Below are 11,039 nucleotides of genomic sequence, written 5' to 3'. Positions count from 1 at the left end.
CACCTCGGCGTTGCGCAGCGCGGGCTGGTGCGCCAGGTGCTTGCGCAGGTGGTCGGCGGCCTCGCGGATCTCGCGCTCGCCCGGCAGGAAGACCAGGATGTCCCCGCCCTGCCCTGCGCCCCCGCGCCACAGCTCGTCGACGCCATCGGCGATGGCGTTGTTCAGGTCGTATTCGCGGCTTTCCTCGAAAGGCCGGTAGCGCACCTCCACCGGGAAGGTGCGGCCCGAGACCATCAACACCGGCGCGGGGCCCTTCTTCGACTCGAAGTAACGGGCGAACCGGTCGGCATCGATGGTGGCCGAGGTGACGATGATCTTCAGGTCGGGCCGGCGCGGCAGCAGCTGGCGCAGGTAGCCGAGCAGGAAATCGATGTTGAGCGAGCGCTCGTGCGCCTCGTCGATGATGATGGTGTCGTAGGCACGCAGGTCGGGGTCGGTCTGCGTCTCGGCCAGCAAGATGCCGTCCGTCATCAGCTTGACCGAAGCGTCCTTGCTCAGCCGGTCCTGGAACCGGACCTTGTAGCCCACCACCTCGCCCAGCGGTGTCTTGAGTTCCTCGGCAATGCGCTTGGCCACGCTGCTGGCCGCGATCCGCCGCGGCTGGGTGTGGCCGATCAGCTGGCCCCGTTGTCCCGGCTGGGCATTGAGCCGGCCGCGCCCCATCTGCAGCGCGATCTTGGGCAGCTGCGTGGTCTTGCCTGAACCCGTTTCACCACAGACGATCACCACCTGGTGGTCGCGGATGGCGTCTTCGATCTCCTGCCGACGGGCAGAGACGGGCAGGGACTCGGGAAACTCGATGGTCAGCGGCGCAGAGGACAAGGGGGAACTTCAGTCAAAATCAGGCAACCGGCGATTATCCCGCGCCGCGTCGCCTCCATCTGAACGCCCCTCTGCGCCTCCATGTCCAACGTTTTCAACTTCACCTTCGTGCCCTGGTTCCGCTCGGTCGCGCCCTACATCCACAAGCTGCGCGGCAGCACGGTGGTGGTCGGCGTGGCGGGCGAAGCGATTGCCGCCGGCAAGCTGCCGCTGATCGCGCAGGACCTGGCCCTGATCCAGAGCATGGGCGTGCAGGTGGTGCTGGTGCACGGCTTTCGCCCGCAGGTGAACGAACAGCTGCGCCTCAAAGGCCACGACGCGAAGTACTCGCACGGCATGCGCATCACCGATTCGGTGGCGCTGGACTGCGCGCAGGAAGCCGCCGGCCAGCTGCGCTACGAAATCGAGGCCGCGTTCAGCCAGGGCCTGCCCAACACGCCCATGGCCGGGGCCACGGTGCGCGTGATCTCGGGCAACTTCATCACCGCCCGCCCGGTGGGCCTGATCGACGGGGTGGACTTCCTGCACTCGGGCCTGGTGCGCAAGGTGGACACCGAAGGCATCCAGCGCACGCTGGACATGGGCGCGCTGGTGCTGCTCTCGCCTTTCGGCTTCTCGCCCACCGGCGAGGCCTTCAACCTCACCATGGAAGACGTGGCCACCTCGGTGGCGGTGTCGCTGCAGGCCGACAAGCTGATGTTCCTGACCGAGGTGCCCGGCATCCGCGTGGACGAGTCCGACGCCGACAGCGAGATCGACACCGAACTGCCGCTGGCCGACGCCAAGCGCATGCTGGCTGCCCTGCCGCCCGCCACGGTGCCCACCGACACGGCGTTCTACCTGCAGCACTGCATACGCGCCTGTGAAGCGGGCGTCGAGCGCAGCCACATCCTGCCCTTTGCGGTGGACGGCGCGCTGCTGCTGGAGATCTACACCCACGACGGCATCGGCACCATGGTGGTGGACGAAAAGTTGGAGAGCGTGCGCGAAGCCGGCATGGACGATGTCAGCGGCATCGTGGCGCTGATCGAGCCGTTTGAAAAAGACGGCACCCTGGTCAAGCGCGACCGCACCGAGATCGAACGCGACGCCGGCAACTACACCATCATCGAACACGACGGCGTGATCTTCGGTTGCGCCGCGCTCTACCCCTACCCCGAAGAGCGCACTGGCGAAATGGCGGCCCTGACCGTCTCGCCCGACACCCAGAGCCAGGGCGACGGCGAACGCCTGCTCAAGCGCATCGAAACCCGCGCCAAGGCACAGGGGCTGCATAGCATCTTTGTGCTGACCACCCGCACCATGCACTGGTTCGTCAAGCGCGGTTTTGTGCAGGTCAGCCCCGACTGGCTGCCCGAAGCCCGCAAGCGCAAATACAACTGGGACCGCCGCAGCCAGGTGCTGGTGAAAAAGCTCAGCTGAAGCCGGCCTGGCGCGGCCCGGTTTGATCAAAATCAAACCGGCGCCTGTGGCGCTGTCCATACTGGTGGTTTGCACGAACCACCGGTGAAAACAGCATGACAGAACGCAGCACAGCCTCGCCCCAGCCCGCCGCCACAGCCGCCGCCAGCGGCGCGAAATCCGCCTCAAAATCCGCCGCTCAGCCCGTCCGCCGGACCGCCAAGGCCGAGGCCCCGCGCCGTGTGGCCCTGGGCGACACCAGCGGCAGCCGCCAACCCAAGACCATCCGCAAGAACACCGTCACACAGGCGGTGTCGGCACGCCAGGCCGGCCAGCTGGCCGCGGTGCGCGACATCCTCTCGCGCCCCGAGAGCAGCAAGGCTGACAAGGCCGAGTCGCTGCGCGCCATCCTCGAAGGGGCCGCGCCCGACGACGCCAAGGCCATCCGCCAGCTGCTGCGCGGCGAGGCCAAAGCCTCCCAACGGACCAGCACGGCCGACGAGGTGGACCCCAACGAACAACTCAACAAGGACTGGCGCAGCGGCGCCTACCCCTACAAGAACCTGCTCTCGCGCAAGGTTTACGAGGCGCAGAAATACCTGCTGCAGGTCGAGCTGCTCAAGCTGCAGGCCTGGGCCAAGGAAACCGGGCAGCGCATCGTGATCCTGTTCGAAGGGCGCGACGCCGCCGGCAAGGGCGGCACCATCAAACGCATGATGGAACACCTGAACCCGCGCGGCGCGCGCGTGGTGGCGCTGGAAAAGCCCAGCGAGGTCGAGCGCGGCCAGTGGTACTTCCAGCGCTACGTGCAGCACCTGCCCACGGCGGGCGAGATCGTGCTGTTCGACCGCAGCTGGTACAACCGCGCCGGCGTCGAGAAGGTCATGGGCTTCTGCTCCGACGAGGAGTACCAGGAGTTCATGCGCCAGACGCCGCAGTTCGAACGCCAGTTGGTGCGCAGCGGTGTCCACCTGATCAAGTTCTGGTTCTCGGTCAGCCGCGAAGAACAGCGCCGCCGCTTCAAGGAACGCAAGGCGCATCCGCTCAAGCAGTGGAAGCTCAGCCCCATCGACCTGGCCTCGCTGGACAAATGGGACGACTACACCAAGGCCAAGGAAGCCATGTTCTTCGAGACCGACACGGCCGACTCGCCCTGGACAGTCATCAAGAGCGACTGCAAGAAACGCGCACGCCTGAACGCCATGCGCTACCTGCTGCAGAAGCTGCCGTACACCAACAAGGACGCGAAAAACCTGGGCACCCTGGACTCGCTGATCGTGGGTCGGGCCCATGTGGTCTACGAGCGCGGCGAACGACCAGGGGGCGCGATCCTCTGAGATCGAACGCACTCAACACAAGCCTCACGGGAGCCTGTCATGCTCAACATCCGCGCGCCCCGTTCTCGCACCTGGGTCCGTGCGCCACTGGTGGTGTTCGGTGTGCTGGCGGCGGGCTGCGGCGGTGGTGGCGATGACACGGCAGACGGGCTGTTCCCCCTGTGGACGGCCACCTCGGTGCGGGTGGTGGACCTGGACGGCAATGGCCTGCCCGATGTGGTGACCACCGCTGTGCTCAGCCCCAGCATGGGCGTGTTTGAAGGCCACGTGAAAGTGCGTTTGCAGACCAGTGCGGGTGTGTTTGCCGCCCCGCAAGACCACCGCACGGGCCTGCAGGCATGGACCACTCAGGCCGCCGACATCGACGGCGACGGCCGGCCCGATCTGGTGGTGGGCGAGCCGGCCAAGGTCTGGGACAACCTGGTGTCGCCGGGAGGCGTGTGGCTGCTGCGGCAAGACGGGGCCCAGCCCGGGCACTTTCTGCCACCGACCCGGCTGTTGTCCGGCCCGAACGTCTACGACCTGGACGTGGCGGACCTGACCGGCGACGGTGTGGTGGACATCGCCCTGAGCGACGCCCGCACGGGTGCGAACCGGGTGGTCATCCTGCCGCAGGATCCGCTGAGCCGCGGCACCTTCCTCGCCCCGCGCGACCTGTACATGCCGGGGCCGGTGACCCGCGTGATGGCCCGCGACCTGAACGCCGACGGCCAGGCCGACCTGACCACGGCCTTCACCTCGGCCACGCGCACGGACTATTCGTACGACACCACCCTCGGCCTGTCGTTGCAGAAGGCGGGCAGCTTCCCCGCCGCTCAATGGCTGACCACGTTTGCCTATGGTCCCGCGGCGCACATGGCGGTGACGGACTTCAATGGCGACGGGCGCCCCGACGTGGCGGCCTATTTCGAGCGTTTCGACGAACGCGCGGTGCCGACCATCCGGCTGTTGCCGCAGAACGCCAGCGGCGGCTGGGCCAGCGCCATCGACACCGCGTTACCGGTGACCACCGTCCAGGGTCGTGACGGCCAGGCCGTGGCCGATCTGAACGGGGACGGGCGACCCGATTTCGCCTTCGTTGGCACCTACCCCGACGGCACCACGGCCGACGGGGTGTCCATCATCCGGTCCGATCTGAACCTGCTGATGCAGTCGGCCGACGGCCGCTTCGTGCCCAACACGGTGTACGCCTTGCCCATGCAGGCCACGCGCGTCGGCGCAGGCGATGTCAACGGCGATGGGCGGATCGACCTGGTGGTGTATGGTTCGATCTCCCAGTTTAGTGGCAACCTCGACCAAGCCCAGTTGCTGCTCCAGTCGGGAGCGACCGCGGGCCAGTTCCTGGCCCCTGTCACCCTGCCCTGACGGCTCAGGCCGCGCGACGTCGCCAGAGCAGCAGCGCCGACAGCGCCGCGATGCCCGAGAAACACAGGAAAGACCAGTTGGCGATGGTCAGGCCCAGAAAGGTCCAGTCGATGGCCGAGCAGTCGCCACTGCCCTTGAAGATCATCGGGATCACGCGCTTGAGCGGGAACGATTCGATCATGCCGTAGAGGTCGCGCCCGCAGCTGAGCACCTCGGGTGGGTACCACTGCAGGAAACTCTGCCGCGCGGCGACGAACGCACCCGCGACCGCCAGGGAGCCCATCAGCGCCACCCCCACGGTGAACCTTCGGCTCCCACGCAAGGCCGCCGTGACACCGGCCACCACCGCCACCAGCATCAAAGCGTAGCGCTGCACGATGCACATGGGGCACGGCTCCAGGCCCACCGAATGCTGCAGGTAAAGACCGAACGCCAGCAGGCCCACACAGGCCAGGGCGGTGAGGGCGAGGATGCGTCGGGGGAAGTGGTCCAGCCAGCGCAGCGGAGTGGCCACGGAGAAAGAAGTCGGCATGAAAAAGACTGAAGGATCGGGAAAACGTCACCGCACCTGGAACCTGACCCGCTGTGCGGGCGCAAGTTCCGGCACGGTCACACCCGGTCAGCTCGAAACGAAGGCGCGCTCGATCACGAAGTCGCCCGGGCGGCTGGTGCTGCCCTCTTCGAATTCCAGTTTCTCGGCCAAAGCCTTGAGGTCGCGCAGCATCTCGGGGCTGCCGCAAATCATGATGCGGTCTTCGAGCGGGCTGAGCAGGGGCACGCCCAGGTCTTTGGCGATGGTGCCGTTTTCCAGCAGCACGGGAATGCGCCCCTGATGTTTGAACGGCTCGCGCGTCACCGTCGGGTAGTACAGCAGCTGCTTGCTGACCATCTCGCCCAGGAACTCGTCCTTGGGCAGTTCGTTTTCGATGTAGTCCTTGTAGGCGAGCTCTTTGACTTCGCGCACGCCGTGGATCAGGATGACCTGCTCGAATTTTTCGTAGGTTTCCGGATCGCGGATGGTGCTGAGGAACGGCGCCAGACCGGTGCCGGTGGCCAGCAGGTACAGGCGCTTGGCGGGCAGCAGGTAGTCGATCAGCAGCGTGCCGGTGGGCTTGCGGCCGACGGTGATGGTGTCGCCCACTTGGATGTGTTGCAGGCGCGAGGTGAGCGGGCCGTTCTGTACCTTGATGCTCAGGAATTCGAGGTGGTCGGCGTAGTTCGGGCTGGCGATGCTGTAGGCCCGCAGCAGCGGCTTGCCGTCGACCCGCAGACCGATCATGGTGAAGTGCCCGTTGGAAAAACGCAGCGACTGGTCGCGGGTGGTGGTGAAACTGAACAGGCGATCGGTCCAGTGGTGCACGCTCAACACGCGCTCTTCCTGAAATGCACTCATGCTGTGGTTGGTCGTTGGATGGCCCCGTCACACGGGGCGGAAGGCTGTGGCCAGTGCTTGACCGGGCTGGAGGCCCGATCGGCCCTGGCCGCGAATAACCGGCGATTGTAAAAGTGCTGGACTTGCGTCACTTTGCGCTATGTCAGCACCGCCGCCCGGCACCCACAGAGCCCGTAAGGTCCCCCGTTCGTTGATACAGTCGGGGGCTTCACAGGCCACAGCGGCGGGTGTTGGCGTCTCACCAGAGCGCGCATCATGCCCGCAGCCCGCGCCGGCTGGAACGAATCATTCGTCATATCGCTTATTCACAGCGCCATCTGAAACAGGACTCCCCCATGGCCCGCACCGTCAACTGCATCAAGCTCGGCAAGGAAGCCGATGGTCTCGACTTCCCGCCCTACCCCGGCGAACTGGGCAAGAAGATCTATGAAAACGTGAGCAAGGAGGCTTGGGCCGGCTGGCTCAAGCACCAGACCATGCTGCTCAATGAAAACCGCCTGAACCTGGCCGACGCCCGCGCACGCCAGTACCTGGCGCGCCAGATGGAAAAGCACTTCTTCGGCGAAGGTGCCGACGCAGCGGCCGGCTTCGTGCCCCCGTCCAACTGATCTTGCAGCGCGTGGCCACCACGCCGCGCCGCTGATGCCCTTGTCCGATCCGAACCCCGCCCGCCAAGCGCTGGTGATCGGCGCCGGCCTGGCCGGCGCCGCGGTCTGCGTGGCCCTGGCACGCCGGGGCTGGCGCGCCACACTGGTCGATGCCGCTCCTGGGCCAGCGCAAGCCGCTTCTGCTCTGCCGGTGGGCATGCTCAGCCCGCACGTCACGCGCGCGCCCACCCCGCTCTCGCGCCTCTCGGCCCTGGGTGTGGCCGACATGCGCGAACAGCTCGAACAGCTGGTGCCGCCAGGCGCTGGCTGGCAGCCTTGCGAGGTGGACAACCTCGGTCACGACCCTGGGCGCTGGCCGGCGGCGCTGGTGCGGCCGGCCTCGCTGGTGCAGGCCTGGCTGAGCCAGGCACAGCACCTGGGCCGCTTGCAGACGATCTGGAACGCACCTGTTGCCCAGCTGCGCCCGCTGGGTCTGGGGGCTGGTGCGGACGGCTGGCAGGCGCTGGCCGCCGATGGCCGCGTGCTGGCCGAAGCGCCCGCGGTGGTGGTGGCGGCGGCCTTCGGCAGCCAGATGCTGCTGGCCGGCTGCGCCCAACTGGACACCGACACCCTGCCCTTGCGCCCGGTGCAGGGCCAGATGAGCCTGGCCGCGCTGGCGGGTGAGCCGCTGGCCCCGCGCCCGCAGCGCGACAACGGCGTGTTCGTGCCAGTGTACGAAGACGCGGGCCTGCCGCCGCAGTGGCCCTCGCGCCTCTGGGCCATGGGCTCTACCTACGAACGCGGCCTGAACAGCTGCACGCTGAGCGATGCGGCGCACCTGCGCAACGCGCAGAGCCTGCAGGCCATGCTCCCGGTGGCCGCACAGCGCCTCCACGAAGCCCTGGCCCAAGGGCAGTTGCAGGGCTGGGCCCAGGTGCGCTGTGCCTCGCTGGACCGCTTGCCATTGATGGGCGCGGTACCCGACGTGGCCGCTCTGCAGGGTGTGATGGCCGCCGCCGGTGCCCGCCGCGGTCGGGTGCCCCTGTCAGCGGTGCCGCGTTGGACCGGGCTTTACACCCTGAGCGCCCTGGGTTCGCGAGGGCTGACGCTCTCGCACTGGTGTGCCACGCAACTGGCGGCGCTGATGGACGGTCAAGCGCCCGACGTACCGGCGCAGGACGCCGACCTGATCGCAGCGCTCGACCCGGCGCGGTTTGCCTGGCGCCAGGCCCGGCGACAGCCGCAGCCCGTGGCACACAGCACCGTCACACCGGCCTGAGCAGGTCCAGCCAGGGCGCGAGGTCGTGGACCTGCACGGGCCGCGCCAGCACCGTGGTCACGTGCGCCTTGCGCGCGTCGCGCTGCACGCGGCGGCGACTCCACCAATGGCCGTCAGCCCCCACATGCGCGCTCAGTCCGACGTTCAGGGCCATGGGGTTGTGCTGGGCGAACAGGCGCGCCAGCGACCAGGTGTCCAGGTGGTGTTCGTCCAGATTGAAAACGCCGCACACGTAGTGGTTGCGGCCCACCAGTTCCACCGCCGATTCGGTGTTGCTCACCTCGTCGATGTCCGGCAACCCCACCGCGCACAGGCGCAGGCGCAAGGTTTCGCGCTCGCCCAGGTCGCTGCTGACCAGCAGGGCACGTCGCATGGGCGGCGGCGGCTCGGCCGGGTCGCCGCCCAGCGGCGCGGGGGAGGTGAAATCCAGATCGAGGTAGCCCGAATCCACCAGCCGGGCGGCGTAGACCGCGTCCAGGTCGTGCAGCACGTGCGCCCACTGGATGGGCCGCTGCAGGACGCGCCAGGCATGGTCGGGGGCGTCCGGGCCGACCCAGATCAGGCGCTGTCCGGTCGGGGTTTCCTTGGCGTGCGAGAGCACCGCTTCGGCACTTTCGCCGTCCACCAGCAGCACTTCGGCGGTCATCAGCGTGGGCTGTGCGCCCGGCGCCACCAGCGGCACCCAGGGCGCGTAGGACACATCCCGGTCTTCGGACAGGCGAAAAATGGTGTTGAGCGCGTGGCGTTCCACATCGGAAAACCCCACCACGCTCACGTAGATGCGCTGGTTCAGCATGGCCCAGATGTTACGACGGACACATCCCCCGTCTGGGTGACCTCGGTCACGCAGCGCACGGCCACCGTTGCGCCCTTTATGCCATCTGGCAATAAATGCATAAATAAAAAGTCGTTTGCCATCTAAGGCGCCGCGCCTACAGTGCCGCCCATGCCTGAATACGCCCTCATCTTGGCCGGCTTTGCCGTGGGACTCATCGTCGGACTGACCGGCGTGGGCGGCGGTTCGCTCATGACGCCGATCCTGATCTTTTTCTTCGGCATCAAACCCTACATGGCCGTCGGCACCGACCTGCTGTTCGCCGCCGTCACCAAGGCCGGTGGCACGCTCAGCCTGGCCCGCCAGCGCCTGGTGCCCTGGCGAGTGGTGGGGCAGCTGTGCGCTGGCAGCATCCCGGCCGCGCTGATCACCCTGTGGGTGCTGCACCGGGTGGGCCCTGCCAACCCCGAGGTGCAAGCCGTCATGACGCACACCCTGGGCATCGCCCTGCTGCTGACAGCCGCCGCCATGCTGTACAAGGCCGCGCGCGGCAAGCAGCTGCCGCGCAGCCTACCCGAAGGCCAGTTGCAGGACGCGACCCGCGCCCGCCACTGGAGCCTGCCGGTGCTGTTCGGCGCGGTCATCGGCACCCTGGTCACGCTGACCTCGGTCGGTGCTGGGGCCATCGGCGTGTCGGTGCTGCTGATCCTGTTCCCGCTCCTGCCGCTGCCGCGCATCGTGGCGGCCGATATCGCCTATGCCGTGCCGCTGACCCTGGTGGCTGGCCTGGGCCACGCCAGCCTGGGTTCGGTGGACTGGCCCCTGCTGGCCCAGCTGCTGGCGGGCTCGCTGCCTGGCATCTGGCTGGGCACCCGCCTGATGCGGCACACGCCCGAGCGCCTGGTGCGCTCCCTGCTCTCGCTGCTGCTGGCCTACGCTGGCACCAAGCTGATCGCTTTCTGATTTCCGTTCTCCCAGACCGACATGTACCAGTACTCCGATTTCGACCGACAGTTCGTCCAGCAGCGCGCCGCGCAGTTCCGCGACCAGCTCGACCGCTTCCACGCCGGCACCCTCGGTGGGGAAGAGTTCAAACCCCTGCGTCTGCAAAACGGCTGGTACGTCCAGCGCTTTGCGCCCATGCTGCGCGTGGCCGTGCCCTACGGCGAAATCAACACAGCCCAGCTGCGCGCCCTGGCCCGGGTGGCCCGCGACTTCGACAACAAGGAGGTGCACGACATCTCCAAAGCCGTTGTCGCGCTGGCCGACGTGCCCAGCCTGCCGGACCGCTGCGCCCACTTCACCACGCGCCAGAACGTGCAGTTCAACTGGATTCCCCTGAGCCGCGCCGCAGACGTGATGGACCTGCTGGCCAGCGTGAACCTGCACGGCATCCAGACCAGCGGCAACTGCATCCGCAACATCACCACCGACGCCCTGGCGGGCATCGCCGTGGACGAGGTGGCCGACCCGCGCCCCTTCGCCGAAATCATGCGCCAGTGGAGCACGCTGCACCCCGAGTTCGCCTTCCTGCCGCGCAAATTCAAGATCGCCATCACCGGCGCCCGCGAAGACCGCGCCGCCACGCCCTGGCACGACGTCGGCCTGCGCCTGCTGCGCAACGTGGACGGCGATCTGGGCTTCCAGGTCCGCGTGGGTGGCGGCATGGGCCGCACGCCCATCATCGGCGCGGTGATCCGCGAGTTTTTGCCCTGGAACCAGATCCTCAACTACCTCGAAGCCGTGGTCCGTGCCTACAACCGCTTTGGCCGCCGCGACAACAAGTACAAGGCCCGCATCAAGATCCTGGTCAAGGCCGAAGGCCAGTCCTTCACCGACCAGGTGGAAGCCGAGTACCGCGACATAGTCGAACAGGACGGCGCGCCGCACACCATCACCCAGGCCGAGTTGGACCGCGTCAGCGCCTTCTTCGTGCAGCCCGACCTGCGCTGCGACCGCAAGAGCGCCGACGCCAAGATCGCCATCACCGGCGCCCGCGAAGACCGCGCCGCCACGCCCTGGCACGACGTCGGCCTGCGCCTGCTGCGCAACGTGGACGGCGATCTGGGCTTCCAGGTCC

The 11,039-nt window shown here is 67.6% G+C and carries 11 protein-coding genes; 7 read left to right on the top strand and 4 right to left on the bottom strand.

Features of this window, described 5'->3' with window-relative positions:
- The coding region (locus ACR2JA_RS03995) for a DEAD/DEAH box helicase (protein WP_434007828.1) at window positions 1–822 on the bottom strand (822 nt) is incomplete at its 3' end.
- Window positions 823–903: 81 nt separating this feature from the next.
- Between ACR2JA_RS03995 and argA the strand changes: the two genes are divergently transcribed.
- The 3 genes from argA to ACR2JA_RS03980 all read left to right on the top strand — a co-directional run bounded on the left by argA (window position 904) and on the right by ACR2JA_RS03980 (window position 4,925).
- Window positions 904–2,244: an amino-acid N-acetyltransferase gene (gene argA, locus ACR2JA_RS03990; RefSeq protein WP_434007827.1), complete on the top strand. Its 1,341-nt coding sequence runs from the start codon at window positions 904–906 to the stop codon at window positions 2,242–2,244.
- A gap of 95 nt (window positions 2,245–2,339) precedes the next feature.
- A complete protein-coding gene (gene ppk2, locus ACR2JA_RS03985; RefSeq protein WP_434007826.1) occupies window positions 2,340–3,560 on the top strand; it encodes a polyphosphate kinase 2 in 1,221 nt (406 codons plus the stop codon).
- A gap of 39 nt (window positions 3,561–3,599) precedes the next feature.
- Entirely contained in the window at window positions 3,600–4,925 is a 1,326-nt protein-coding gene (locus ACR2JA_RS03980; RefSeq protein ID WP_434007825.1) for an FG-GAP repeat domain-containing protein, read from the top strand.
- Between the two features lie 4 nt (window positions 4,926–4,929).
- Here the strand turns inward: ACR2JA_RS03980 and ACR2JA_RS03975 are convergent, their stop codons facing one another.
- A complete protein-coding gene (locus ACR2JA_RS03975; protein WP_434007824.1) occupies window positions 4,930–5,457 on the bottom strand; it encodes a disulfide bond formation protein B in 528 nt (175 codons plus the stop codon).
- An 87-nt stretch (window positions 5,458–5,544) separates the two neighbouring features.
- The gene (locus ACR2JA_RS03970) at window positions 5,545–6,318 is read right to left on the bottom strand and encodes a ferredoxin--NADP reductase (RefSeq protein ID WP_434007823.1); all 774 of its coding nucleotides are present in this window, start codon (window positions 6,316–6,318) and stop codon (window positions 5,545–5,547) included.
- 335 nt (window positions 6,319–6,653) lie between these two features.
- Here ACR2JA_RS03970 and ACR2JA_RS03965 point away from each other — a divergent pair, with 335 nt between their 5' ends.
- Both ACR2JA_RS03965 and ACR2JA_RS03960 read left to right on the top strand, forming a co-directional pair.
- Window positions 6,654–6,926 (top strand): oxidative damage protection protein, encoded by a 273-nt coding sequence (locus ACR2JA_RS03965; RefSeq protein WP_434007822.1) that lies wholly within the window; start codon window positions 6,654–6,656, stop codon window positions 6,924–6,926.
- Window positions 6,927–6,960: 34 nt separating this feature from the next.
- On the top strand, window positions 6,961–8,184 hold the full coding sequence (locus tag ACR2JA_RS03960; RefSeq protein WP_434007821.1) for an FAD-dependent oxidoreductase: 1,224 nt from the start codon (window positions 6,961–6,963) through the stop codon (window positions 8,182–8,184).
- Here ACR2JA_RS03960 and ACR2JA_RS03955 read toward each other — a convergent pair.
- Window positions 8,171–8,980, bottom strand: a complete 810-nt coding sequence (locus ACR2JA_RS03955) for a hypothetical protein (protein ID WP_434007820.1) — start codon at window positions 8,978–8,980, stop codon at window positions 8,171–8,173. The genes ACR2JA_RS03960 and ACR2JA_RS03955 overlap by 14 nt on opposite strands.
- A gap of 150 nt (window positions 8,981–9,130) precedes the next feature.
- On the opposite strand from ACR2JA_RS03955, the gene ACR2JA_RS03950 reads away from it, so the two are divergent.
- Window positions 9,131–9,922 carry a sulfite exporter TauE/SafE family protein gene (locus ACR2JA_RS03950; RefSeq protein WP_434007819.1) on the top strand — a complete coding sequence of 264 codons (792 nt, stop codon included), beginning with the start codon at window positions 9,131–9,133 and terminating at the stop codon, window positions 9,920–9,922.
- 21 nt (window positions 9,923–9,943) lie between these two features.
- On the top strand, window positions 9,944–11,039 hold a 1,096-nt coding region (locus ACR2JA_RS03945; protein ID WP_434007818.1), incomplete at its 3' end, for a nitrite/sulfite reductase.

It is taken from the genome of Hydrogenophaga sp. (assembly GCF_051007235.1).
Taxonomy (GTDB): domain Bacteria; phylum Pseudomonadota; class Gammaproteobacteria; order Burkholderiales; family Burkholderiaceae_C; genus Hydrogenophaga.
Note: the sequence above shows the minus strand (reverse complement) of the source record. Positions and strands in the feature narration are given on the sequence as shown.

Bases quoted from the DNA above. Each gene is read 5' to 3' on its own strand.
- argA (WP_434007827.1), top strand. From the start codon at position 904: ATGTCCAACGTTTTCAACTTCACCTTCGTGCCCTGGTTCCGCTCGGTC.
- ppk2 (WP_434007826.1), top strand. From the start codon at position 2,340: ATGACAGAACGCAGCACAGCCTCGCCCCAGCCCGCCGCCACAGCCGCC.
- ACR2JA_RS03980 (WP_434007825.1), top strand. From the start codon at position 3,600: ATGCTCAACATCCGCGCGCCCCGTTCTCGCACCTGGGTCCGTGCGCCA.
- ACR2JA_RS03975 (WP_434007824.1), bottom strand. From the start codon at position 5,457: ATGCCGACTTCTTTCTCCGTGGCCACTCCGCTGCGCTGGCTGGACCAC.
- ACR2JA_RS03970 (WP_434007823.1), bottom strand. From the start codon at position 6,318: ATGAGTGCATTTCAGGAAGAGCGCGTGTTGAGCGTGCACCACTGGACC.
- ACR2JA_RS03965 (WP_434007822.1), top strand. From the start codon at position 6,654: ATGGCCCGCACCGTCAACTGCATCAAGCTCGGCAAGGAAGCCGATGGT.
- ACR2JA_RS03960 (WP_434007821.1), top strand. From the start codon at position 6,961: ATGCCCTTGTCCGATCCGAACCCCGCCCGCCAAGCGCTGGTGATCGGC.
- ACR2JA_RS03955 (WP_434007820.1), bottom strand. From the start codon at position 8,980: ATGCTGAACCAGCGCATCTACGTGAGCGTGGTGGGGTTTTCCGATGTG.
- ACR2JA_RS03950 (WP_434007819.1), top strand. From the start codon at position 9,131: ATGCCTGAATACGCCCTCATCTTGGCCGGCTTTGCCGTGGGACTCATC.